General features: G+C 51.7%; 22 protein-coding genes and 1 pseudogene. 18 read left to right on the top strand and 5 right to left on the bottom strand.

The window, feature by feature from the left end; all coding sequences use genetic code 11:
- The 11 genes from ACYZYZ_RS04010 to ACYZYZ_RS03960 all read left to right on the top strand — a co-directional run.
- The coding region (locus tag ACYZYZ_RS04010; RefSeq protein WP_461483333.1) for a glycosyltransferase family 4 protein at positions 1–891 on the top strand (891 nt) is incomplete at its 5' end.
- Positions 872–1,687, top strand: a complete 816-nt coding sequence (rfaP, locus tag ACYZYZ_RS04005) for a lipopolysaccharide core heptose(I) kinase RfaP (protein ID WP_461483332.1) — start codon at positions 872–874, stop codon at positions 1,685–1,687. The genes ACYZYZ_RS04010 and rfaP, both read left to right, overlap by 20 nt.
- A gap of 131 nt (positions 1,688–1,818) precedes the next feature.
- On the top strand, positions 1,819–2,589 hold the full coding sequence (locus tag ACYZYZ_RS04000) for a lipopolysaccharide kinase InaA family protein (protein WP_461483331.1): 771 nt from the start codon (positions 1,819–1,821) through the stop codon (positions 2,587–2,589).
- Positions 2,582–4,000 (top strand): lipopolysaccharide kinase InaA family protein, encoded by a 1,419-nt coding sequence (locus tag ACYZYZ_RS03995; protein ID WP_461483330.1) that lies wholly within the window; start codon positions 2,582–2,584, stop codon positions 3,998–4,000. The genes ACYZYZ_RS04000 and ACYZYZ_RS03995 overlap by 8 nt, the downstream gene beginning before the upstream one ends.
- Positions 4,001–4,002: 2 nt before the next feature.
- Positions 4,003–5,736 (top strand): carbamoyltransferase family protein, encoded by a 1,734-nt coding sequence (locus tag ACYZYZ_RS03990; protein ID WP_461483329.1) that lies wholly within the window; start codon positions 4,003–4,005, stop codon positions 5,734–5,736.
- A gap of 39 nt (positions 5,737–5,775) precedes the next feature.
- Positions 5,776–6,561 carry an FkbM family methyltransferase gene (locus ACYZYZ_RS03985; RefSeq protein ID WP_461483328.1) on the top strand — a complete coding sequence of 262 codons (786 nt, stop codon included), beginning with the start codon at positions 5,776–5,778 and terminating at the stop codon, positions 6,559–6,561.
- Positions 6,562–6,590: 29 nt separating this feature from the next.
- Entirely contained in the window at positions 6,591–6,833 is a 243-nt protein-coding gene (locus ACYZYZ_RS03980) for a hypothetical protein (RefSeq protein WP_461483327.1), read from the top strand.
- The gene (locus tag ACYZYZ_RS03975) at positions 6,823–7,932 is read left to right on the top strand and encodes a glycosyltransferase (protein ID WP_461483326.1); all 1,110 of its coding nucleotides are present in this window, start codon (positions 6,823–6,825) and stop codon (positions 7,930–7,932) included. The genes ACYZYZ_RS03980 and ACYZYZ_RS03975 overlap by 11 nt, the downstream gene beginning before the upstream one ends.
- A gap of 1 nt (position 7,933) precedes the next feature.
- Positions 7,934–8,887: a glycosyltransferase family protein gene (locus ACYZYZ_RS03970; protein ID WP_461483325.1), complete on the top strand. Its 954-nt coding sequence runs from the start codon at positions 7,934–7,936 to the stop codon at positions 8,885–8,887.
- Positions 8,888–9,151: 264 nt separating this feature from the next.
- Complete coding sequence (locus ACYZYZ_RS03965) at positions 9,152–10,219, top strand: glycosyltransferase (protein WP_461483324.1); 1,068 nt, start codon at positions 9,152–9,154, stop codon at positions 10,217–10,219.
- 47 nt (positions 10,220–10,266) lie between these two features.
- Positions 10,267–11,493, top strand: coding sequence for an O-antigen ligase family protein (locus tag ACYZYZ_RS03960; RefSeq protein WP_461483323.1), 1,227 nt, complete (start codon positions 10,267–10,269; stop codon positions 11,491–11,493).
- 33 nt (positions 11,494–11,526) lie between these two features.
- Here ACYZYZ_RS03960 and ACYZYZ_RS03955 read toward each other — a convergent pair whose 3' ends face one another.
- Positions 11,527–12,156 (bottom strand): BUD32 family EKC/KEOPS complex subunit, encoded by a 630-nt coding sequence (locus ACYZYZ_RS03955; protein WP_461483322.1) that lies wholly within the window; start codon positions 12,154–12,156, stop codon positions 11,527–11,529.
- Between the two features lie 83 nt (positions 12,157–12,239).
- On the opposite strand from ACYZYZ_RS03955, the gene hldE reads away from it, so the two are divergent.
- Complete coding sequence (gene hldE / locus ACYZYZ_RS03950; protein WP_305169691.1) at positions 12,240–13,664, top strand: bifunctional D-glycero-beta-D-manno-heptose-7-phosphate kinase/D-glycero-beta-D-manno-heptose 1-phosphate adenylyltransferase HldE; 1,425 nt, start codon at positions 12,240–12,242, stop codon at positions 13,662–13,664.
- A 5-nt stretch (positions 13,665–13,669) separates the two neighbouring features.
- On the opposite strand, the gene ACYZYZ_RS03945 is transcribed toward hldE, so the two are convergent.
- Positions 13,670–14,473, bottom strand: coding sequence for an aldo/keto reductase (locus ACYZYZ_RS03945; RefSeq protein WP_461483321.1), 804 nt, complete (start codon positions 14,471–14,473; stop codon positions 13,670–13,672).
- Positions 14,463–15,686 carry an FAD-dependent oxidoreductase gene (locus tag ACYZYZ_RS03940; protein WP_461483320.1) on the bottom strand — a complete coding sequence of 408 codons (1,224 nt, stop codon included), beginning with the start codon at positions 15,684–15,686 and terminating at the stop codon, positions 14,463–14,465. The genes ACYZYZ_RS03945 and ACYZYZ_RS03940 overlap by 11 nt, the downstream gene beginning before the upstream one ends.
- A 147-nt stretch (positions 15,687–15,833) precedes the next feature.
- On the opposite strand from ACYZYZ_RS03940, the gene waaA reads away from it, so the two are divergent.
- Complete coding sequence (gene waaA, locus ACYZYZ_RS03935) at positions 15,834–17,114, top strand: lipid IV(A) 3-deoxy-D-manno-octulosonic acid transferase (RefSeq protein WP_461483319.1); 1,281 nt, start codon at positions 15,834–15,836, stop codon at positions 17,112–17,114.
- Here the strand turns inward: waaA and ACYZYZ_RS03930 are convergent.
- Positions 17,086–18,495, bottom strand: coding sequence for a TolC family outer membrane protein (locus tag ACYZYZ_RS03930; protein WP_461483318.1), 1,410 nt, complete (start codon positions 18,493–18,495; stop codon positions 17,086–17,088). The two genes, waaA and ACYZYZ_RS03930, sit on opposite strands and share 29 nt — an antisense overlap.
- 160 nt (positions 18,496–18,655) lie before the next feature.
- On the opposite strand from ACYZYZ_RS03930, the gene ACYZYZ_RS03925 reads away from it, so the two are divergent.
- The 5 genes from ACYZYZ_RS03925 to parE all read left to right on the top strand — a co-directional run bounded on the left by ACYZYZ_RS03925 (position 18,656) and on the right by parE (position 23,270).
- Positions 18,656–19,261 carry an NUDIX domain-containing protein gene (locus tag ACYZYZ_RS03925; protein WP_461483317.1) on the top strand — a complete coding sequence of 202 codons (606 nt, stop codon included), beginning with the start codon at positions 18,656–18,658 and terminating at the stop codon, positions 19,259–19,261.
- A 106-nt stretch (positions 19,262–19,367) separates the two neighbouring features.
- On the top strand, positions 19,368–19,790 hold the full coding sequence (locus ACYZYZ_RS03920; protein WP_461483316.1) for a DUF1249 domain-containing protein: 423 nt from the start codon (positions 19,368–19,370) through the stop codon (positions 19,788–19,790).
- A gap of 95 nt (positions 19,791–19,885) precedes the next feature.
- Complete coding sequence (locus ACYZYZ_RS03915) at positions 19,886–20,641, top strand: metallophosphoesterase (RefSeq protein WP_461483315.1); 756 nt, start codon at positions 19,886–19,888, stop codon at positions 20,639–20,641.
- A 114-nt stretch (positions 20,642–20,755) separates the two neighbouring features.
- The gene (locus ACYZYZ_RS03910) at positions 20,756–21,340 is read left to right on the top strand and encodes a YqiA/YcfP family alpha/beta fold hydrolase (RefSeq protein ID WP_461483314.1); all 585 of its coding nucleotides are present in this window, start codon (positions 20,756–20,758) and stop codon (positions 21,338–21,340) included.
- Positions 21,333–23,270, top strand: a complete 1,938-nt coding sequence (gene parE, locus ACYZYZ_RS03905) for a DNA topoisomerase IV subunit B (protein ID WP_461483313.1) — start codon at positions 21,333–21,335, stop codon at positions 23,268–23,270. The genes ACYZYZ_RS03910 and parE overlap by 8 nt, the downstream gene beginning before the upstream one ends.
- Here parE and ureB read toward each other — a convergent pair.
- A pseudogene (gene ureB / locus ACYZYZ_RS03900) lies at positions 23,156–23,740 on the bottom strand (urease subunit beta); the annotation flags it as partial. The gene parE and the pseudogene ureB overlap by 115 nt on opposite strands.

Genomic DNA, 23,740 nt, shown 5'->3' with positions numbered 1-23,740 from the left:
GTGGTGGGATTTAACAAAATGCCTGGCCTGGATGTCTATTACTGTGCAGACCCCTGTTTTGAACATAAATCCCGTCACCTTCGGCCGTGGTGGTACCGGCTAACGCCCCGCTACCGACATTTTTCCCGGTATGAGCAGGCTGTGTTTAAGCCTGGCTTGTCGACAGAAATTCTGATGATTTCTTCTGTTCAGCAGGGACTGTTTCAGCATTACTACCACACCGAACCTGAGCGGATGACAATGTTGCCGCCCGGCATCAGTCGTGACCGATGTGCTCCGGAAAATGCGGCGGACATTCGCCAGGAATTTCGCAGGGAGTTTGGTCTTGCGGACGATGACCAGTTGCTGCTGCAAATCGGTTCCGGCTTTCGCACCAAGGGGTTGGATCGCACGTTGCGTGGCCTTGCCTCGTTGCCCGACGACCAGCGCCAGCGCACCCGCCTGTTCGTGATTGGTCAGGATGATGCCGCAGAATTCAGGTCCCTCGCCAACAAGCTGGGCATTGATCAGCAAGTGCAGTTTTTTGCAGGGCGTGACGATGTGCCACGGTTTCTGCTGGGTGCGGATTTACTGGTGCATCCTGCTTATGCAGAAAATACTGGCACAGTATTGTTGGAAGCGGTGGTGGCGGGCTTGCCGGTGTTGGTTACCGATGTCTGTGGTTATGCCCATTACATTGCCGAGTCAGGATCGGGGACTGTGTTGCCATCACCTTACTGCCAGGAAGCTTTCGATAAAGCGTTGTGTGATATGTTGCAGGCAGACAAAAGCCGGTGGCGAGATAACGGACTGCAGTTTTCCATGTCGGCAGACATTTACGATATGCCAGAGCGGGCGGCTGATGTGATTGAACGGGTAGTGGAGCATAAACATGAAGCTGTTTCTGGCTGAGCCGTTCGCCACAAAGTGGGCCGATAGGGACCCGTTTGCCGAAGCGTTTGCCATTTCCGGGGAAACCTACCGCGATATGGGTGATCGCCGCACTTCTCGCTTTGAATGCGATGGCAGAGCTTTTTTTATCAAAACCCACGCCGGTGTCGGTGTCGGTGAAATCCTGAAAAACCTGCTGTATCTGCGTGTGCCGGTACTGGGTGCCGAAAATGAATATCGGGCCATCGCCCGTTTGAAATCCCTGGGTGTGGATACCATGACGGCGGTGGCATTCGGTCGCCGCGGCAGCAATCCCGCCAGCGAGCAGTCGTTCCTGATTACTGAGGCTTTGGAACCCACAGAACCCCTCGACGAATACTGCAACCCGCAGGTGTTGCGGGAAATGGGGGTGGCCGAGCGCCGGGCATTGGTAAAACGTGTGGCTCGAATAGCCCGTAGTTTGCACGATCACGGGGTCAATCATCGGGATTTCTACCTGTGTCATTTTTTACTGGACACGTCGCCAGATTATGCTGGTGTCGCGGTCTCCAAACGGCCTATCTATGTGATTGACCTGCACCGCGTGCAGATTCGTCGGCGCACTCCGCGCCGCTGGCGACATAAAGACCTTGCAGCGCTCTATTATTCCGCCCGGCGCGTAGGGTTTGATGATCGGGATGTCTGGTGTTTCCTGCGCGCGTACAAACAACAATCCCTGTCCAAGGTTCTTGCAGAAGGCGGGAGCTTTTATCGTTCGGTCAAGCGCGAAGCAGACCATTTGCACAGCAAGGGCATCAGAAAGGGGTACCACGAATAAGTGTGCCTTCCCCCTGTTGATAAATGCTTGGTAATGGAGATGTATTTGGACTTTGCCGGGCACAGCTCTCTGGATATGATGGAGAAAAATTTGATTCGACGTCCCCGGAAGCTGTTACAGGGCCAGCCCAGATGAAAAGCAATTTTTTCCTTGTCAATCCACCCTGGTTGTCGGTGTTCCAGGCCAATAATCTTGACACCTTTTCGGCCCTCTGGGCGTTGGATATCCAGTTGGTCGATGAGCCCAACCGGGCTAGGGGTGGCTGGAGTGAGGTGGGAACTTTCAGTCTTCCCGTGGGCGGCGGGGAGCAACAGTTTTATCTGAAACGCCAGGAAAATTTCAACTGTCGTAGTTTGTCGCACCCATGGCGTGGCGTTCCCGTGGCATTGCGTGAGTGGTTGACCATACGGAATCTGTCAAACAGGGGTGTTCATACTCTGGATGTGGCAGCCTGTGGTCGGCAGAGCCGGGGGGATGACAGGGCCGTGCTGGTGACAGAATCTCTGGATCATTATTGCGACATGGATCAGTGGCTTGAAGAGCATCATGGGGCCGACGTGCGCTACCCCGGTTTGACCGCATTGGGGCGGGAAATCGGTCGCCTTCACGCAGCCGGGATGAAGCATGGTTGCCTCTATCCCAAGCATGTCTATTTCTCTACTCAAGATGCCAATACGTTGCGTTTTATCGACCTGGAAAAGTGCAAGCGTATCTTCACCAGGGAGTCGGGGTTGAGAGATCTGGATACACTGGTGCGGCATACGTCCGGGTTAACCGCTGATGAGCGGCAGTGGATCTATGCCGGTTATATTGAAACCTGCCCTCATCGCTGGACCGCATCGGCGCTCGAGCAGGCCGTGGCGGCAAGGGTGGCTTCAAAGCGGGTGCCGGGTCATGACTGAAAAAATGGCGCTGTCCCAGTTAAAATCTGCCCCCCTGGGACTGGATTGCCCATTTTTACTGGATGTGCCCGGAGGCCAGGCGTTGACCTGTGAGCAGGTACTTCGGCACCTGCCAGGCAAGCGGGTGGTTTTTCGCAGTCATTGGGGTGGAGCTTCCGTCCTGGTGAAGCTGTTTTTTCGCAAGCGTGATTTTGAGCGTGAGCGCAATGGGCTGGCAGCCATGCGGAAGGCTGATATACCCTGCCCGCCGGAAGTCTGGGTCCTCAAAGATGAAGTCGCTGAGACCTTTCTGCTGGCCACAGAGTTTCTTGAAAAGGCGGTGAGCCTGCAGACCAGTTACGAGTCCGATCCTACAGACATATTTGTCGGACACCTGCGATCGGCGGTAGGGCTAACGGGCCGATTACATAAAAGCGGGTATATGCAGTCAGATATTCACCTAGACAATTTTCTGCTTCAGGATGGTGTGCTTTACATGGTCGATGGCGGTGGCGTAGAGCCACTGCAAAAGCCTTTGGACAACCTGGGTTTGCTTTTCGCGCAGATGACACCCGACTATGATTGCCTGGCTGCTGACGTCATCGATGTGTACGGTGCCAATCCGCCGGAGGCTTCGTCGTTACGGCCGGTTATCGCCAGAAGGCGCGAGCGGCGCATTCAACACTACCTGTCGAAAACAGTTCGCAACTGTACCCAGTTTCTGGTGCCCAAAATAAAAGGGGCTTTTCTGGTGGTGTTGCGGGCTACCGCCAGTGATCGCCTGTTGCGATTGATGGAGCAGCCTGAAGCGGCGATGGGTCAGGCCGAATTTCTCAAGCGTGGCAATACGGCCACTGTGGTAAAAGTGCCCGGCGACAATCCTGCGGGATGGATTTTAAAGCGCTATAACATCAAGGATTTTTGGCATGGTCTGAGTCGATGTCTCAGACCGAGTCGAGCCTGGATTTCCTGGAAAAGTGCCCATCGGTTAGAATTGCTCGGCATTGCCACACCGCTGCCTCTGGCGATGCGGGAAAACCGTTTTGGCCCCCTGCGCAAAGAGGCGTATTTGCTGACGGAATGCATCGAGGGCGAGAACCTGCAAGCCTGGCTGTTGCGCCAGGGTGCTAACCAGATACCCGATTGGCTCGATCGTGAAGTCAGCGGGCTGTTTGAGAAGCTGCTGATGGGCAGGGTGAGTCATGGCGATATGAAAGCTACCAATCTGATTGTGTCCGGTGAGAAGCTGTATGTGATCGACCTGGACGGTCTGCAGCGCCATCGCGGTCAGCGCCAATTCAGAAAGTATTACCGCAAGGATCTGCAACGTTTTATGGACAACTGGCAGGGTAACACCTGGCAACATTTTGAACAGATCCTGCAGCCTTTTGCTGCTCAAGTCGGTATCACATTAGTCAACAAGAAGGTTTAACAGTGTCAACTATTGTTCTCGGTATTTCCGGTGCCCTTAATCACGACCCTTCCGCTGCTCTTTATGTGGATGAAAAGCTGGTAGCGGCGGCGGAAGAAGAACGCTTTGTTCGCGACAAGCACGCGAAGGGAAAAATGCCGCTGGAAGCAGCAAAATTCTGTCTGGAATATGCCGGCATCAAACCCGATGCGGTGGATGTAGTGGCGGTGCCGTTTGCACCGATCTCCATTTTAAGTCCGGCCCGTTGGCACTTTGCCAAACGCTACTGGTACGCCCCGGATCGCGCCTTGGATGCTTTGCTGAATGGCAACCGTCGGTATCGTCGATACCGCGAGCGGGTATTCGGGTTGCTGCGTGAGCTGGGCATTGATCCCGCCAATGTTGAATTCGAGCCAGTGGAACATCACTTGGCCCATGCCTCCAGTGCCTATCACCTGAGCGGTTTTCAGGAAAAGACGGCCATTATGGGTGTGGATGGTAAAGGAGAGTATGCGACCACATTTTTCGGTTATGGCGAGAATGGCCGCATCCATAAGATCAAGGAATTTTACGACCCCGATTCTTTGGGCGGATTGTACGGTGCCATTACCCAATACCTGGGCTTTGAGATGCTCGATGGCGAGTATAAGGTGATGGGCATGGCTCCCTATGGGGATCCGAGCAAATATGATTTTTCCCGCCTTATAGACTTTGATGGCAAGAATTTCAAAATCAATACACACCTGGTGAATACGGTTGGTGTGCGCCGTTACAAGCAGGATGGCGTCGGTTTTTACTTCAGCCAGAAACTGGTGGACTGGCTGGGCCCCAAGCGTGAAGGCGATATCGCTGACGAGCCCTATATTGACTATGCGGCCACCATTCAGGCGCTGTTTGAAGAGGTGGTGCTGAAGCTGATGGATTATTACCTCGGCGACATTATCAAAGAGACCGGCAAGCTGGCCTTTTCCGGTGGCGGTGCGCTCAACGTCAAGCTCAACCAGAAAATTATCGCCCGTGATGAAGTGAAGGAACTCTTTGTGCAACCGGCTTCCGGTGATGCCGGTACGGCGGTGGGTGCAGCCTCCTATGCCTTGAAGCAGCGGGGCATTCAGCCGGAGCCCATGGGGCATGTCTATCTGGGGCCAAAATACAGTAACGAAGACTGTGTCCGAGCCTGTGAACAGCACCCGGAAAAGCCGCAGTACGAAATCATTGACCAGGTACCGCAACGCATTGCCAAGATACTTGCCGATGGCAATCCGGTGGCCTGGTTTCAAGGTCGCATGGAGTTTGGTCCCCGCGCACTGGGTGGTCGCTCAATCATCGGTTGCCCCAGCTCCCCCGGTGTTGCCGATCGCATCAATGAGCAGATCAAATTCCGAGAGCGCTGGCGGCCCTTCTGTCCCAGCATGCTGGATCGCGTTGCACCGGAAATGTTCAAGGTGGACCACCCGGCGCCGTTTATGACCTTTACCTTTGAGGTTGAGGAGGAGTGGAAGACCCGAGTGCCGGAAGTGGTTCATGAAGATGGCACCGCCAGGGCTCAGGCGCTGAAGCGTGAGTACAATCCCCGTTACTATGAGCTGATGGAAGAGATGGAAAAGCTCACCGGTAATGGCGTGGTGCTAAACACGTCATTGAACCGACGAGGAGAGCCCATGGTCTGTTCGCCTACCGATGCGCTCAATATGTTCTTTGGCTCGGATTTGCAATATTTGATCATGGAAGATGTGTTGGTGATTAAAAATAACTAGCTTCATATTGCATCTGTTTTATCTGCATTTGGATTGATTATGAGTTTGCTCAGAGAAGTTTCAAAAGTTTTGTATAAAACGGGTGCTTGCCGTATTTTTTTAATAAAAAAATACGGATTTAAAGTCAGGTTTTTTCCAACAAAAATATCCAGGCGACTCTGGGTTGACAGCTTTGAGAATCGTGGCGTGTATCAGTTGGCAGATCGTTTTTTTCTTTTCTATTTAAAGCCCGCGCAGGTGGTTGTCGATGTTGGTGCAAATATTGGCTACTACACGTTGTTGTCAGCCGATAAGGTTGGTGAGATGGGCGCTGTCTATGCCTTCGAGGCGCATCCTAAGAGTTATAAATACCTCAATAAAAATGTTCAGTTAAATAATTTTAGACAAGTTTCAACTTTTGCTACTGCTCTTGGAGATTATAGCGGCTTTGTTCGGTTTTCAGATCGCTCAAAAGACGATATGAATGAGGTGACTGATGTCGGAGGAATAGAGGTTCCCATAGATACGCTGGATCACAAATTAAAAGATGTTTCGGAAATTGATTTATTAAAGATAGATGTGGAAGGCTACGAAAAATATGTTTTTTTGGGGGCTGAAAAAACCCTAAAAAAAACAAAAACTATATTTTTTGAAGCCTGGGACGATCATTTTTCCAAATACGGTTATAGCTTGCAGGATATTTTTTCAATATTGTCGCCGCATGGTTTTTCATATTTTCTCAACGATAAAGATGGCTATAAAAAAATTAATGAAAGTTTTATTGCAAGTACATGTGTAGATATTATTGCCACAAAAATTCCAGAGTTATTTGTCAAGCGGAACTAAACAAGGTTGTGGGGAATCCAGGGTTCGCTATGAGATTATTAAAAGCGCTCTGGCGCTTGATGCCAAAGACTGAAAAACAGTGGATAGAAAATACGATCGACCTTTTAGCGTTTCGTCAATCCAAAAATATGCTGAATGGGGAAAAAGATTTTCCCGGCTCATTTCATGCAAAAAAAGCATTGCTAATTCATATATCCAAAGGGGCCGGCAGCAGTAATTACGATCTTGTTTATGATGATGGCTGGTGCTACGGGGTCAATCGTGGCAGATAAAAAGTGGGTTCTACAGCTATGTCATGGCTACTCTCCCCCCTTCGGTGATGTTGCCCGCCAGTGGCATGCGCTGTTTGAAGGTACTGACTATCGAGTGTTGACTGTATTTCTTACTGGAGCTCCGGATAGCCAAATAAAAAGTCTGGTGGGGGGGGAGGTTATTTTTCTGGGCTTTGATTCGAAAGCGCTTCGGGGTTTGAAGATTCGGCAAATACAGGAAATCAGAAATCTTCATAAGCAATACCAGTTCAAATTTGCTATTGCTCACCGCTATAAGTCAATTTATATAGCCTCACATCTACCGAAGATAAAAGTTTTCGGAGTAAGCCATGCCTATGATGTTTACAGTCGGTTTTTACGTCGGCGTTATGTGATGAGTCAATCTGACCGGCTTTTTCTTATCGGCGTTTCCAATGCGATTCGTGACGATGCGCGCGCTGCACTACCCAGATTTCCCGCGCGGAAAATTCAGACGGTTTATAATCACATTGACTACGACACCATGCATGATTTCTTGCTTACCAAAGAGGCGGCTCGAGAATATTTACAGATTGAAAAAGATGCATTTGTGGTCGGCAATGTGGGACGACTGCATCCCGATAAGGATCAGGCTACATTGATTGCGGCTTTTGCAAAGATATTGCCGGTAGTTCCAGATGCCCGCCTGTTAATCATGGGGGAGGGGCGTTTGCGCGGGGCGCTTGAGCGTCAGATTGAGGCGCTTGGTGTTGCCCGGCAGGTTGAATTGAAGGGCAGGGTGCCAAATGCTTCTCGTCTATTTCGCGCCTTTGATCTGTTTGCATTGTCATCGGATTACGAGCCTTTTGGCATGGTGCTGCTGGAGGCAATGGCAGCGGGCATCCCTGTTATCAGCTCAAATTGTGGAGGAGCTCCCGAGGTGTTGGGTGATGCTGGTCTGTTATTTCCAGTAGCCAATAGTGAGGCTCTGGCACAGGCGCTTCTTGGTATATATGGCATGGGACAAGAAGAAAGGCGCAGTATGGTTGAAGCTTTGCAGGAACGACTTAAGGGTAATTTCACCGATGAGGCTGTGAGAGGAGCTTTCTGGAAACAGTCATTTGCTGGAGAGCTATGCTGAGATGAAGGTGCTGTTTCTCGTACAAAAGGAGCAACGGGTCATTCTTGATCGTTTTTACGACTCTATTTGCCGTCACTTGGGAGATTGCGAATTGCGGTGGCTCTCATCATCAGAGCAGGCCGACCTCAAGCAGTACTTTAATAACATTGATGTGAGTTCTTACGATCGCATCATCCTTTTTTTGCGCTTTAAAAAAGAAATCAAGCAGATAAGGTTTATCCGTAGCCTGCCCAACCTTGTGATTCTGGAGCACGATGCTTATCAGAACTTTATTCCGGGGAAGTACCAGGGACGGTTCTCTAGACATTATAGAAAGTTGCCTTGGGCACGTGTTATTACCTCCGGTTATCAGGTATGCAAAAAGCTCTCTGATGAGGGTGTTGATGCTGTTTTTGTACCCAAGGGATATGACCAGGAATTACTGACTAATCGTGGACTTGAGCGTGATATTGAACTCGGCTTTCTGGGTAGCCTTGGGCATGAAATGTACGGACAGCGCCGCGCGTTGCTTGAAGCGCTTGCAGATCAGGAAAACATGGTGATCACTCGCACCAAATCCGGTGACGAGTATGTAGAAATGCTGAATCGTATCCGTATTTTTGTCGGCGCGGATGTGGGATTCGGTGAATACATGATCAAGAACTTTGAGGCTATGGCCTGTGGGTGCATGCTGCTTACCTGGAGTCAGGGCGATGAGGAAAACAGGGCTCTGGGTTTTCGGGACATGGAAAATGTGGTGCTTTACCGTTGTCTTGAAGAGTTAAAGGAAAAACTAAGGGTGTTGAGAGACAACCCAGGCGTCGTGGAAAGTATTGCTTCCAGCGGACAGCACCTTGTTGAGGAGAACTATTCCTGGGAGGCTTTGGGGGGGAGAGTTGCAGGGGCGGTGCAAGGCCCCCTCAGAAAAAAAATTGAAAAAAACCACTGGGGATTTAAACGCTACGTTTTGGAATGATCAGTCTCAGTTTGCCAATAGATTATGATGACAAGAGATGATTTTGAGACGCTTATGGCGACTTTAATATTTTTCAGTACAAAACGACAGAGGTGGGTAAGTAGAATTATCGCCCACATACAATGACTAGCAAGCTTGATGATCAAGGTAAAGACCGATGCGATGCTTTTCTCAGGTGTATAGGCAAAGGTTGGCTGCAACTTGTGGATTTAGAGTGCACGGAATTAGAAAGAAGAACTATCTTTTTTTTATGAAAGGAATGTCATGTTAGCCAACATTATCTACAGCGCTGATTATTCTCATCATTCGACGCAACTAGTACATCATTTGATTTCGTGTGCTTTCACTGAAAAGGGCTTGCCGGTTAGTGAACGATTTCTTATGGGGGAGAGCGCTAATGGAGATCTTGGAAACATACAAAGTCTAGCCAGCCCTAGGGTTGCACGCAAAAAAGGCATTTGGCGCTATCTGCCAAGCCCTTTAACCAAAAAGCTTGTCCATTTGGTAATGGACAGCTCTATTGATGTTGTTATCTGCGATGGTCCTGGTGTTATGAGGCCTTTTATTCCCGTTTTAGAGCGATTAGAGCATCTCAAGTTGATGATTGTGCTTCATGGTTCGCCCAGGTTTCGGGATTCCGATGTTAGGAAACTGATCAAATATAATAACAGGATAAGGTTAATTCCTGTTTCGAGGCAGCTGGCAGGTCAAATAGCTTGCCAGCATCCGCAGTTAAAAGGCATGGTGAGGTCAGTATCTAATACCTTAATGCCAGAGTTTGAGCGTAAATTATATGCTCGTGAAGAGGCGCGAAATAAACTCGGATTGCCGAACGACGGGTATATCTCGGTTATAGCATCGCGCTTAACTCGAAAAAAAAATGTAGAGTTTGCTATCAGGGCTTTTGCTAAAGGCGCAGGTGAAGGGCGCTACCTGGCAGTCATGGGAGATGGTCCAGAGCGTGAAAGATTGCGCCAGCTTGTGGCGTCATTGAGGCTTGAGGAGCATGTGTTCTGGTTGGGCTGGGTAAGCTCAGGGCATCAATATTTGAAAGCCTTTGATCTTTTTATTTCAGCTTCACTGGAGGAAGGCTTTGGTTTGTCACTGCTTGAGGCCCATGCTGCGGGGTTGCCCGTTGTCTGTAGTCGAATTCCTGCCCATGAAGAAGTCCTAAGTAAAGAGGCATATTTTTTTGATGTTGAAGACCTTGAGGGTTGTGCACAGATGATTGCGACAATGCCTCCTCCGATAGGCCGTTGCAACCTAGGAGAACGGCATGATGAATTTGTCAGGGGTTACCTGGACATCTACTCAGAATTGTCGAGTTGTTAATAGAGTTTACTCTCACCAATACATACACAAACTATAGAAATATCTCTATGAAAAACTTTCTTGACGATAAGCTGTTTAAAGCACTTTTCTTTATCATGTCGGTGGGACTCTTTATTCAATTGGCGGGTAAGATTTTTTACAGTTCAAGCAGTGCCAATGGTGTTCATGTTTATTTGTTGCTAATACTTCCATCCCTTATTCTGGTCGTTGGCGCAGGGCTGAAGAAAAAAAACTTTTTGAGTTCAGAGGCTATATTTTTTTTAACCGCAACAGGATCTTTTCTTTTCTTTTGTTCATTGTCGGCAGCATGGAGTGATACTAACGAATCGATTGCCTATGTCTTACGTAAAAGCCTGGTGATTATGCTGTATCTTTTTGGCGTTATTTATCTTGTTACAGTAGCAACATGGCAGCAAATAAAAACATTTCTCATCTTCGTTTGTTATATATCAGGATTGGGGGCTGCTATTTCTCTAGGTTATCAGTTGCTTGTGCTGGACGAATCGTTGGGTTGGCGTACGTTCAGAATTTATAGCATGGGATATAGAGGATGGATAGATATCGGATACCCGGTGATAGCAGGAATCTACTTTGGTTTTTTTGCAGTATTAACTGTGGTTTTGTTGGGTTTGAGGGAAGAGTCTAAACTACAGAACTTGCTCTTATTGGTGGCCATTCTGGTTATGCTGCCCTATATATTTCAAACATTTTCAAGAACATCATGGGTCGCTGGTGCCTTGGCTGTTGCATATCTGACGGCGGTCTATCGTCACCACACTATCTTTGCCTTGGGTATTGTGTTTGGTATTGCCTGTGTTGTTATGGGGGTGATTTTTTACGATGAAATTGTGGTTGAGTTGGCCAAAAAACAACTTTCTGGACGCCCGATTATTTGGACCTGGACTTTGGGCGAGTTTCTTAATCATCCTGTTGTTGGTCATGGTTTTGATCACTCATTTTGGCCTGAGAAGCCATTTGCGCATGCGCACAATTTCTTTTTACAAATTATGTTTGAACAGGGATTGGTTGGACTTTTCTTCTTTCTGGCAATGTTAAGCTCGGTATTTGTTGCTGTTTGGAAACATAGGAAAGCTAGATGGGTTTTAGCCAGTTTTTCTCTAGTGGTTTATATCTTGGTAGCTATGCAGGTTGAAATTCAGCATGTGATTACGCGTCCGGGTCTCTTCTGGACGGTTTTTTGGTTTCCCTTGGCATTAGTCATGGGATTGGTTAACCGGGTCTATTTTAATCAGGCTGAGCAAAGTGACATTTGAACCTCGTATTCTTTGAGATGAAAATAATTCAGGCTAAAACAGAATTCCACGTATTTTCATCTCGAGACCTTTGCTATCTTTGGGCTTAAGGTATGCTTGGAGAAAGCTATGAAAGTGTGGCTTGAGCTGTCCGGTATCTTCTGTGTATCGGGCAAGGTGTTGAAAATTCCTAAGTCGTAATTCCTCAGATAGTTGCTGTTTGTAGACCTTCATGTCGGAAACATCAATCAAGCCAAGACGGTTTTCCTGTGAGATTACAATATTGCCCATATGCAGGGACCGGAAATAAATCCCTTTGTCGTGTAATTCGCGGATAAATTTACCCAGCTTGCTGACCGTAATCATGTCTAGGTTGCCAAGTTTTCGTAGGGTTTTTCCCGTCAGCGGATAGTAGTGAACCGCAGTACGGCGAATGGAAGGAATACGGTAGGACTCGATAATAGTTACCGTGGGTATACCCTTTTCCACCAGCTTACTGACGTTTTTTACAAAACGTTTTGAGTATGGGTAAAACACGGCTGAAGAAAATAGCCGTTTTACGCGGAATAGTTTGAGGTAGGTACCGTCCGAGAGTAGCAATACCTTATCACCATAACGATCAGCCTCTATCACCGTGGCTCCCTCACGAAGGGCGTTATATTCGTCTCTGGAAAGCTGTTTCATGGTGTTCTGATCCCGTTCATGGCGGCATTATAAAGGTGCCCCCTATGGTAAGATACCCGCAGTTTTTTACAGGACGGTTTTTGATGAAACTGACGGTTCCCCGTTTTGATAAGGCACAGGTACTGGTCGTTGGTGACCTGATGCTGGATCGTTATTGGCATGGTGCGACTTCCAGAATATCGCCGGAGGCACCAGTTCCCGTGGTCAAGGTCGGTCAGAGTGAGGATCGCATTGGTGGAGCGGGTAATGTCGCATTGAATATCGCATCCCTCGGAGCGGGGGCTTCACTTGTATCTGTGGTCGGGCGTGACGAAGCCGCCGATGCGTTAAAAGCACGGCTCGATTCGGCGGGTATTTATGCTGACTTTCAGGTGTCAGATTCAAAACCCACTATCACCAAGCTTCGTGTGATCAGCCGTCACCAGCAATTGCTGCGCCTGGATTTTGAAGAAAATTTTGACGCAGTAGACTGCGATCAGTTACCGCAAAAAGTGGCTGCACTACTCAACGGTATCGGTGCCTTGGTGCTTTCAGACTATGCCAAGGGGGCGTTGGTAAATCCGCAACCTTTGATTGCGGAAGCGAAAGCCGCAGGGGTTCCTGTATTGGTGGACCCGAAGGGAAGCGATTTTGAGCGCTATCGTGGTGCTACCTTGCTAACGCCGAATCTTGCTGAATTTGAAATGGTGGTTGGGCACTGTGCCAACGAGCAAGCATTGGTGGAAAAAGGTGCGCAATTACTGGAAACGCTTGATATAGAAGCATTGCTGATTACCCGCAGTGAACATGGTATGACCCTGTTGAGGAAGGGGCAGAGAGAACTGCACTTGCCGGCACGGGCGCGGGAAGTATTTGATGTCACCGGTGCGGGGGATACAGTAATTTCTGTTCTCTCGGCAGCGCTGGCGGCTGGGGAAGCGTTACCCGAGGCTGTTGCCATGGCCAATATCGCAGCTGGTATTGTGGTGGGTAAATTGGGAACCGCTACGGTGAGCATGCCAGAATTGCGTCGTGCCATTCAGCAGGAGCAGGGCTCGGAGCGCGGTGTGGTCAATGAAGAACAGCTCATGGTAGATGTGGCTGATGCCCGGGCCCAGAACGAGCGGATCGTGTTCACCAATGGCTGTTTCGATATTCTCCATGCCGGCCATGTCGGTTATCTTGAGCAGGCTCGCAAGCTGGGCGACCGGTTAGTGGTGGCCATTAATTCAGACGCCTCGGTGACTCGCCTGAAAGGTGAGGGCCGACCCATTAATCCCGTGGATCGCCGCATGGCGGTTCTGGCGGGATTGGAAGCGGTTGATTGGGTCCTCTCCTTTGAGGACAACACGCCGGAGCGCCTGCTGGAGTTGATCCGCCCGGATGTTCTGGTGAAAGGGGGGGATTACAGCCGCAGTGAAGTCGTGGGTTGGGAAATCGTCGACGCCTATGGGGGTGAGATTGCCGTACTGGATTTTTTGGATGACTGCTCCACGACCGCCATCGTCAACAAGATACAGAGTAAATAGCGGCTTTATATCCCCCGCGAGGCCTGAACAGCCTTGCGAACATTCGTCGCCAAGTGCTCAGCGTTGATCGTGCCAACAATGGCACTGCTGACCCCCTGGTGGGCAAATAACATATCAAACGTTTTCTGTATCGGGTCTTCTCCCGCCAGGGTTGCATGCCCGCTGGCCAGCGCTTTTTTTATCAATACCCCTTTGTGGTGTTCACGGCAGTAGTCAATGACGGGTAACTCGTCATCGTATTGCAGATTCCAGGTAACCATGACGCCATCGGAATGTTTTGCTGCCAGTAACCCGCCGGAAACAGTTTTACTCGACATGCCAAACGCGCGAATTTTGCCTTCCGCCTTTAGGGCTGCCAGTGCATCCAGGGTGCCAAATTTCCGGATAATGGTTTCGTCATTACCGTCGGAATGCACCAGCACCATGTCGATTACATCGGTGTTCAGGCGCTGTAGGCTGCGCTCGATACTGAAACGAGTGTGCTCCGGGGTGAACTCAAACCAGGACTGCCCACCTTCAAATTCTTCCCCCACCTTGCTGCAAATCACCCACTGATCCCGCTGCCCTTTCAGCAGAGTGCCCAGCCGCTGCTCACTATTCCCGTAGGCCGGTGCTGTGTCGATGAGGTTGATGCCTAAACTTTTAGCAAGTGACAGCAAAGCTGCAGCCTGGCGGTCATCGGGAATGACAAAGCCCTCGGGATATTTCACTCCCTGGTTACGGCCGAGTTTCACCGTCCCCAATCCCAGAATGCTGATGTCGAGGCCGGTGCTGCCAAACGGGCGTAAGGGTAACGGATCAGTTTCCAAAGGCAGTCTCCCAGGGACTGGGCGCAAGCGGCGGTCTGCTCAGAAAATCCAGACGGGTGATGCCTTTGTCTGAAAGATCAGGGTTTGGCGGGGGAAGCAATGCCATCACTTCATCGGCAAGGTTGGGAGATAACGTGAGCTTGGTGGGCCAGGCCACAATCAGGTTGTTGTAAACATCTGTGTGACTGGCAAAGGCTTTGTCCGGGCGCGCAAAGTGGCGCTGTTTTGGCTCGGCCCGGTCCACTGGTAGTGTTGCCCAACGGGCATCACTGAGGTCGACCCATGGTATCAACGTGTGCAACTCGCGCTTTGCGGCAGCAATGACTTCTGAAGCGGTTTGCCCGGCGCCCTTTTCGGCAAGGCTGCCACCCAGATACCAAACCTGGCTGCCATCGTCGCAGGGGTGGCTGGAGATCGTCAGGCGGGGGGTGGTCTCGGCGCCCAGACAATGGCCATAAAAGCGATGCGGGTAACGGTGCTTGATCATCACCTGCTGCAACGGTCTCCTCTGCATTTCCGGCGAAGTAACCTGCAAGGCGTTGAGAATGGCCTCGTTACCCTGTCCGGCAGTCAGTACCACCTGTCCCGGGGACAGGCGACATGTGCGTTCTCCGTCGTGGAAATCAATGGCCAGAGTTTGCGGGTTCTCTTTATGCCATGTGGCTTTGGACCAGTCGATTTGATAAATGCGCCCAGCGCAATTGTCAGCCAGCACTTTGATGACCGAGGGAACATCCAACACCAGATCCACTAATTGATAAAGACTGCCGCTGAAATCCGGGTGCTGGAACAGTTGTGGTCGGTCTTTTTTACCGACCTTGTTGACTCTTCCGCGTGTGGCCTTGCTGGCCAGAAACGTCGACATCCGTGACAGTGCACTGCTGCTGGACCACAGATAAAAATGGTCGCTGAGAATAGACGCTCCACGCAGATCAATATCCCCTTCACCGGCTAGGCAGGCTTTCCAGTGTTCTGGCATGTCGGCGATGGCTTCGGAGGCGCCAGTTAATGTGCCGCTCAGGGTGTATTTGATGCCGCCATGGATCATGCCCTGGCTGGCAACGGTCTGGTCACTGCCCAATCCTGACTGCTCAAAAAGTAGGGCATTGTAGCCAGCGTTGGTTAGTCGGTTCAGCAACCACAGGCCGGCGATACCGCCACCAATAATGGCAATGTCGCAATGGAGGTGTTCTGAGGGTTCAGTGGGTGCCATAAAGAGTAAAGGACTCCGCAAAATATCTAAAGTAGAAATGATAAAACCACTGAAATGGGGCTTATCAACAGATGGGCTAGTATACCCCGCACATTCTCATTATGCTTTCGGCAAAGTCCTGCACGCTGCTATTCGCTGGAGAGATCGTTGGCTCGCCTTGCATATTCCTTGCTTTTTTACCTATTAACGCCATTTATTTTCTTGCGTTTGCTATGGCGTAGCCGCCGTGCGCCAGGGTACAGAAAACGCTGGGGAGAACGCTTGGGGTATGTGACACCCATTGCGGCTTCGAGTCAGGTGATCTGGGTACATTCTGTCTCTGTCGGCGAGACGCTGGCGGCTGTTCCAATGATCAAAGCCATGCAACAGCGTTACCCGGACGCGCTACTGGCAGTGACCACCATGACGCCCACGGGCTCAGCTCGGGTCAAGGCAGAATTTGGTGATAGTGTTTATCACGTCTACGCACCCTACGACCTGCCATGCGCCGTGAAACGGTTTTTGCGGCGCGTTCGCCCGCAACTTCTGGTGATTATGGAGACGGAGTTATGGCCAAACCTGATTCATTGTTGCCGTCATAATGGCACACCGGTTGTGGTTGCCAATGCCCGCCTTTCGGAAAAATCGGCTAAGGGCTATCGAAGGTTTAGTGCGCTCACCGCACCCATGTTGGCAATGGTCGATCGGGTGGCGGCCCAGCACGTAGATGATGGTGCACGTTTCCGGTCTCTCGGCCTGTCCGATGAGCAGTTGACCATTACTGGTAATATCAAGTTTGATCTCAGTATTGATGAACTGCTTAAGCAGCGGGCCGGGGAATTGCGGGCAGAGTGGCGTGGCAGAGAAGGCCGGCCTGTCTGGCTGGTTGCCAGTACCCATGCCGGCGAAGAGGAGATTGTGCTCCGGGCATTCAGGCAGTTGTTAACGGTTTTTCCATCCCTGTTGTTGGTACTGGTACCCCGCCACCCGGAACGTTTCCAGGATGTTGCCCAGCTGTGTGAGGCCCACCGTTTCAGAGCAGTAAAGCGCAGCCTTGGTGGCGTACCTGGGGAAGGTGATCAAATCCTGCTTGGCGACACCATGGGGGAGTTACTGCTTTTCTTCGGAGCTTGTGACATTGCTTTTGTCGGCGGCAGTCTGGTGCCAGTGGGTGGGCATAACCTGATTGAACCTGCAGCCTGGCAAAAGCCGGTACTTAGCGGGCCATACCTGTTTAATTTTTCGGAAGCCTCGCGCTTGCTGCTGGAAGCTGGGGGTATGGCTATTTGTGCGGATGATCAGGCACTGGCGGGAGAGGTGAGACGTCTGCTGGAATCCCCGGAATCGGCTGAAAGCATGGCCACGGCAGCCAAACAGGTGGCGGACAATAACCGTGGCGCATTACAGCGGTTGCTGGACGTTATTGAACACCAGCTCTTGTCACAGTGATCGCCGGGTCCAGCCAGGCGTTCAGTTCGTAAATGTCCTCGGGGCTGAGTTGGCCCGCCACTTCCTTAAGGCGCAACAGGCTATCAATATAGTCGTAACGTGCATTGGCGTAATCAGTGCGTGCCTGATAGAGGTTTTGTTGAGCCACCAGGACATCGACGATATTGCGGGTTCCGGCTTCGTAGCCCGCCTGAGTAGCCTCCAGGGCACTGTCCGCAGAGGTAATGGCCTGGCTCCTGGCTTTTACCCGTGCAGTGTTCGTGACCACTGACAGATGCTGGGAGCGTGCCTGCTGAACGGTATTGCGCTGCGTGCCAATAAAAAGCTCATCGGCCTGGACATATTGCTGAAAGGCTTGACGGCGCTCGGCACTCACCAGCCCCCCGGTAAAAATCGGTACAGTCAGGGTCAAACCGATAGAGTGGCCTTCCTGGTCAGTTTCTGACGGGCTGACAAAGAAATTGTTTGTTTGTGTGTCCAGCCCGCGGAATTCACTGTCTGTCTGATCGTCGTAGTAGGACAGGTTGCCTGTCAGGGTTGGTGCATGCTCGTATTTTTTTGATTTGGCATTTTCATCCGCCGCGTCGCGCTGATATTTGGCGGCCTGCAAACTGAAATTGTTTTGCAGGGCAAACTGTACCCAGTCCTCACGGTTGAGAGGTTGCGGTTGCACTACGGGGAAGTCTGCTACCAGTCCAGCCAGATGCTGGTGGGGTTCGCCGGTCAGCACGGTCAGACCTTCAAAGGCGATATCCAATGCGCCCCGGGTTTCCAGGGTGTTCACCCGGGCATTGTCGTAGGCTGCCTGGGCTTCGTGCACATCGGTAATTGGCAGCAATCCCACTTCAAAACGTTCTTTGGTTTGCTCCAGTTGCCGTTGGATGGCCTTTTCCTGGGCCTGCGCGGTTTCCAGATTTTCCCTGGCGCGGAGCACCTGGAAATAAGCATCAGCGGTGCGCAGAATCAGAGATTGCTGGTCAGCGGCAAACTGCAACCGAGCCTGATCGCTCAGGGCTTTTCCTTGCTGAAAACTGAACCAGGCGGGAAGGTCAAAGATCGGTTGCGAGAGGGTCAGGTAATACCCTCGTGAGTCCGTGTCGGTATGCCCCTTGCGGCCAGGTTTGAATGTGGAATTCAGGGTTGTAGTGCTGGCGCCATTGGTTTCCAGTTCTTCATATTCACCGGTTGCAGTAATCTGGGGAAGTAGTCCGGCCCTGCCAATATTTCTGGCTTCCTGGCCGGCCAGGTAGGCGGCGCGGGCAGCGCGCAGTTGGGGGTCGTTTTTGACAGCCTGCTCGTAGATCTCCGAGAGGGTGTTGGCCAGCGCCGGAGTGAGGCTTAACGAAGCGGCCAGAAAAATGACAAATTTGCAGAAGCGCATTGACAATCCTTTAGGTCAAAGGGTGGCGAGAGGGTTCGAGTCTAGCAGATTTTGAGGTGCTGGACAGTGAAGGGGCCTCTGTGTAGGGTGGCTTTAAAGCTTTCCTTGACACGGCTTCAGCGCTGTCAAAAAAACCGGAATCTGTAACTTGAGATAAGACATGCAACCGCAGCACCAGTTCAATGAAAGAGACGTTGAAGTCCATGATCGACAAACGGTCTTTCAGGGGTTTTTCAAAATGATTCGGCTGCGCCTACGGCACAAATTGTTTGCCGGTGGCTGGTCTGAGCCGATGGACAGGGAGTTGTTCGAGCGCGAACCCTGTGTAGGCGTACTTATTTTCGATCCCAAGCATCGATTGATTGCCCTGACGGAGCAGTTTCGTGTCGGTGTAATGGGGCAAGGGCAGAACCCCTGGCAGTTCGAGGTGGTCGCCGGTATTTCCGAACCGGGTGAGACTCTCCCGGAAGTGGCGCGTCGGGAAGTGATGGAAGAGGCCGGGCTGGAAACTGATGAGCTCATTGCCATGTGTGATTACTGGGTCAGCCCCGGTGGCAGCAATGAGCGGATGCATTTGTTCTGCGCTCTGGTGGATCTGACGGATGCCGGTGGAGTATTTGGTGTGGCACATGAGTCGGAGGATATCCGTCTGCATGTGTTTCCCGAGCAGCAGGTGTATGAGTGGCTTGATCAGGGGCTGCTCAATAACGCGGCGACGACCATCAGCCTGATGTGGCTGCAAATTAATCGACAACGGTTTTTGTGATGGACTATGCTGTTTTCTGTTGTCGATGGGACAACTTGGCAAAATGTGATTTGGTGCGGTGACGGACAAACGAAAAATACGCTACAAAGTCGACCTGAGGGGGTACATGGCAGATTGCGATGCCAATTACTTCCGCTTGATGAAGTTGTTTCCCGAGATGACCCGGGAAGCGGCAGAGCGGAAGGTGGGTTTCAGCCATGACCGCGACCATGAACTGCGCTTTTTGGTTCGCGAGAATACGCCTTATACCACCCTCATCGAGCTTAGCCAGGTGGCCAGTGCCGGGAATAATACAAACCCCTGGTTTCGGCTGCCGGTGATGAAGTTGCGGTTGTATCATGATGCGCGAGTTGCTGAAGTCGTGTCATGTGATGGTGTCAGGCATGTCAAATCACGTTACGGGTACCCCAACCGCAAAATGTATCAGCAGGATGAGAAGGCGCAGTGGAATCGCTTTCTCGGCGAGTGGCTATCCCATTGCCTGGCGCGGGGATATTACCCCGAGCCCCTGTTTGGCGAAGCTCCCTAACGACCTTTTGGGTCAAGTGTCTGTACGCAGTCGGTATAGGGAGAAGAACATTGTCACTTCATTCGCCTGATCATAGAGCTATCAAGCTGGTTCAGTTGACAGATTGCCATCTTGGCCAGGATGACCAGTTCGTCTTGGCAGGTATCAACACAGCGGAGAGTCTGAAGGCCGTGATGAGTAGACTCCACGGCGAACTTGCAGACTGTGATTTGCTGACTATCACCGGCGATATTGCCGCCGATGGCGAGGCTGGTGCCTACCGGCTATTTGAACAAATGCTGCCGACTATTCCCCCGTTGGCCTGGTTGCCGGGGAACCACGATAACTTTGATGCCATGCAGCAGGTCATGCGGCAGCCTTTTCAGCGTGTCGTCCAGTTGGGCCGCTGGGTGGCGATATTCCTGGTGAGTGCCGTGCCCGGCCAGGTTGCCGGTAAACTGGCCGCCTCCGAGCTGACTCTTCTGGAAAAGCTGCTTGCCGAGTACAGGAATCATCATGTGGTGTTGTTTGTTCATCATCCGCCAACATCAGTGGATTGCCGCTGGCTCGACAAACAGCGCATAGAAAACCATTCTTCGCTCCACCACCTTTTGCAGCAGGCGGATAACATTCGTGGCGTATTCAGTGGCCACGTCCACCAGAACTACCTGTCTGACTGGGATGGCGTTCCTGTCTATTCCGCTCCCTCCACCTGCTTTCAGTTTGCCCCCGCAAGCGATGATTTTGAGCTCTGTCGCCAGCCGCCGGGTTATCGCTGGATAAACCTCCATGAGGACGGCTGTATCGAGACGGGTGTGAAATTTATCGATGGGAATAATTGGCAGGCGGACCGGCACTGCATGGGTTATTAGTATCGATCCACTGTCCATTTTCGGGAAAGCCTGAATCTGCCGGGGAGCAGTTCTTATCCATTACCATATCCCGCTATAATCACTGGCTTCAGTCACAGCGATGAACCGCCTGGTATGGCATTAATTTATATTCACGGGTTCAACAGTTCGCCCGCATCCCTCAAGTCCCGCCAGACTGCAGAGTGGCTTTCCCTCCATTACCCTGACGTTCCCTTTCACTGCCCCCGGTTGAACAATGAGCCGGACAAAGCCATCAGGCAGTTGCAAGCTTTGGTTGAGTCGGCCAAACGGCCGGTTGGCCTGGTGGGGAGTTCCATGGGGGGGTATTACGCAACCTGGTTGGCAGAGCAGTATTCCCTGAGAGCGGTGTTGGTCAACCCGGCGGTGATGCCGTATAAGTTGATGCTTGATTACCTGGGTGAAAATGCCAATTACCATACCGGTGAACGCTACGTGCTCGAACAAAAGCATGTGGACGAAGTTCACCGTCTGGAAGTGAGAACACCTCTACATCGGGACCGCTATTGGGTATTGTTGCAGACTGAAGACGAGGTGCTGGATTATCGACAAGCCGAAGCCAGGTACGACGGATGTCGCATGACCATTGAGCAGGGCGGCGATCACAGCTTCCAGCATTTCGAGCGCTTTCTTCCCGACATTTTTGACTTTTTGCAGTTGTCACCGGAGATCCATGAATAACTATACCGCAGAAGATATTGAAGTCCTCACTGGGCTCGACCCGGTTCGCAAGCGGCCGGGTATGTACACGGATACGGCGCGTCCCAACCACCTGGCCCAAGAGGTGATCGATAACAGCGTCGACGAGGCCCTCGCGGGTCATGCCAGTAAAATCGATGTGGTGCTGTACAAGGATGGTTCGTTGTCCGTCTGTGACAACGGGCGAGGCATGCCGGTGGATATTCACCCGGAACAGGGGCTGCCCGGCGTGGAGGTAATCCTTTCCACCCTGCATGCGGGGGGCAAGTTTTCCAATAAAAACTACCAGTTTTCCGGCGGCCTGCATGGCGTCGGTGTGTCTGTGGTCAATGCGCTTTCCAGCAAGCTGGAAGTGACTATCCGGCGCGGCGGCAGTGTCTACCGCATGGGTTTTTCCGGCGGCAACAAAGTGACTGAACTGGCAGTGGTGGATAGCTGTGGTCAGCGCAATACCGGTACTGAGCTGCGTTTTCTCCCCGATCCGAAATACTTTGATACGGTCAAATATTCCGTTTCACGGCTGAAGCATGTGTTGCGCGCCAAGGCAGTGCTTTGCGCTGGCCTGGAGGTGACGTTCAAGGATGAGGCCAGTGGCGAAACCGAGAACTGGTGTTACGAAGACGGGCTGGCAGATTATCTTTGCAGCACAACGACGGGTTGGGAGGTTTTGCCCGCGACGCCGTTTGTTGGCAGCTTTGCCGCGGAAACCGAAGCAGTGGATTGGGCCCTGCAATGGTTGCCCGAGGGTGGAGATTTAACCCAGGAAAGTTATGTCAACCTGATCCCCACGCCCCAGGGAGGCACCCACGTCAACGGACTGCGCACCGGGCTGCTGGAAGCCATGCGTGAATTTTGCGAGTTCAGAAACCTGTTGCCCCGGGGCGTCAAGCTGACGCCGGATGATATCTGGGATAAATGCTGTTTTGTGCTTTCCTCCAAGCTGACAGACCCCCAGTTTTCAGGGCAGACCAAGGAGCGTCTTTCCTCCAGGGAGGCCGCGGCCTTTGTCTCCGGGGTGGTCAAAGATGCCTTCAGTCTCTGGCTAAACCAGCACACCGAGGATGCCGAACGACTGGCAGAGCTTTGTATAAACAATGCCCAGCGTCGGTTGCGCGCCAGTAAAAAGGTGGCGCGGAAAAAGGTCACTTCAGGACCGGCCCTGCCCGGTAAATTGGCAGATTGTTCCAGTGATAGCCCAGAACTGGGCGAATTGTTTTTGGTGGAAGGTGATTCGGCAGGGGGCTCTGCCAAGCAGGCCCGTAACCGGGAAAACCAGGCCATCATGCCGTTGCGCGGCAAAATTCTGAACACCTGGGAGGTGGACAGCCAGGAAATTCTCGCCTCCCAGGAGGTGCACGATATTTCCGTAGCGCTCGGAATTGATCCCGGTAGCGATGAGCTGGATGGCTTGCGCTACCACAAAATCTGTATTCTGGCGGATGCGGACTCAGATGGTCTGCACATTGCCACGCTGTTATGTGCGCTGTTTGTCAGGCACTTCAGGCCTCTGGTCAGCGCTGGTCATGTGTATGTGGCTATGCCGCCGCTGTATCGCATTGATGTGGGTAAAGACGTCTACTACGCCCTGGATGAAGGCGAGAAACAGGGCGTTCTCGATCGTATCGAGGCCGAGAACAAGCGGGGCAAAGTCAATGTGCAGCGCTTCAAGGGGCTGGGGGAAATGAACCCCATACAGCTTCGGGAAACCACCATGGACCCGGACACCCGTCGCCTTGTTCAGCTCACCATCGAGGCGGGTGATGACACCAATAGCCTGCTCGATATGTTGCTGGCGAAAAAGCGCGCAGGGGACCACAACACCAGATCGGCCCGTTTGCCGACCTCAATCGATCCTATTTCGTTGGAAATCCCATGGGCAATCGCAGGGTTGATCGTATATTTCGCCACATAGCGACGGGCGCGCAAGTTGTCGTTGACGCCGGTTTCTTCGGACAATCGTCCGCGCTGGCGCTTCATCTTATCGGCGGTTTGCCATGTGCGCAGTATGACTTCGCCCACGCGGCCCATCGCCTGACTGTCTGATGCAATGATCGAAAACGCACCCATATCATGCAGGATATCTTCGGCTGCGATGGTTTCGCGGCGGATACGGCTCTCGGCAAAGGCGATATCTTCGGGGATGGATTTATCGAGGTGATGACACACCATCAGCATATCAAGATGCTCCTCTACCGTATTTTTGGTAAAGGGACGCGTTGGGTTGGTTGAGGACGGGAGAACGAATTCTTCGCCGCAGATTTTGATAATATCAGGGGCGTGTCCGCCGCCTGCCCCTTCGGTGTGAAAGGCGTGAATTGTACGGCCCTTAATGGCAGCGACAGTGTCTTCGACAAAGCCGCTTTCGTTCAGGGTATCTGTGTG

This window comes from Porticoccus sp. (genome assembly GCA_023261185.1).
Classification (GTDB): domain Bacteria; phylum Pseudomonadota; class Gammaproteobacteria; order Pseudomonadales; family Porticoccaceae; genus Porticoccus; species Porticoccus litoralis.
This window is presented reverse-complemented; position numbering and strand designations above follow the sequence as displayed.

Bases quoted from the DNA above. Each gene is read 5' to 3' on its own strand.
- parE (WP_461483313.1), top strand. From the start codon at position 21,333: ATGAATAACTATACCGCAGAAGATATTGAAGTCCTCACTGGGCTCGAC.
- ACYZYZ_RS03995 (WP_461483330.1), top strand. From the start codon at position 2,582: ATGACTGAAAAAATGGCGCTGTCCCAGTTAAAATCTGCCCCCCTGGGA.
- ACYZYZ_RS03970 (WP_461483325.1), top strand. From the start codon at position 7,934: ATGAAGGTGCTGTTTCTCGTACAAAAGGAGCAACGGGTCATTCTTGAT.
- ACYZYZ_RS04000 (WP_461483331.1), top strand. From the start codon at position 1,819: ATGAAAAGCAATTTTTTCCTTGTCAATCCACCCTGGTTGTCGGTGTTC.
- ACYZYZ_RS03910 (WP_461483314.1), top strand. From the start codon at position 20,756: ATGGCATTAATTTATATTCACGGGTTCAACAGTTCGCCCGCATCCCTC.
- rfaP (WP_461483332.1), top strand. From the start codon at position 872: ATGAAGCTGTTTCTGGCTGAGCCGTTCGCCACAAAGTGGGCCGATAGG.
- ACYZYZ_RS03940 (WP_461483320.1), bottom strand. From the start codon at position 15,686: ATGGCACCCACTGAACCCTCAGAACACCTCCATTGCGACATTGCCATT.
- ACYZYZ_RS03920 (WP_461483316.1), top strand. From the start codon at position 19,368: ATGGCAGATTGCGATGCCAATTACTTCCGCTTGATGAAGTTGTTTCCC.
- ACYZYZ_RS03930 (WP_461483318.1), bottom strand. From the start codon at position 18,495: ATGCGCTTCTGCAAATTTGTCATTTTTCTGGCCGCTTCGTTAAGCCTC.
- ACYZYZ_RS03980 (WP_461483327.1), top strand. From the start codon at position 6,591: ATGAGATTATTAAAAGCGCTCTGGCGCTTGATGCCAAAGACTGAAAAA.
- ACYZYZ_RS03985 (WP_461483328.1), top strand. From the start codon at position 5,776: ATGAGTTTGCTCAGAGAAGTTTCAAAAGTTTTGTATAAAACGGGTGCT.
- ACYZYZ_RS03955 (WP_461483322.1), bottom strand. From the start codon at position 12,156: ATGAAACAGCTTTCCAGAGACGAATATAACGCCCTTCGTGAGGGAGCC.
- ACYZYZ_RS03960 (WP_461483323.1), top strand. From the start codon at position 10,267: ATGAAAAACTTTCTTGACGATAAGCTGTTTAAAGCACTTTTCTTTATC.
- hldE (WP_305169691.1), top strand. From the start codon at position 12,240: ATGAAACTGACGGTTCCCCGTTTTGATAAGGCACAGGTACTGGTCGTT.
- ACYZYZ_RS03925 (WP_461483317.1), top strand. From the start codon at position 18,656: ATGCAACCGCAGCACCAGTTCAATGAAAGAGACGTTGAAGTCCATGAT.
- ACYZYZ_RS03965 (WP_461483324.1), top strand. From the start codon at position 9,152: ATGTTAGCCAACATTATCTACAGCGCTGATTATTCTCATCATTCGACG.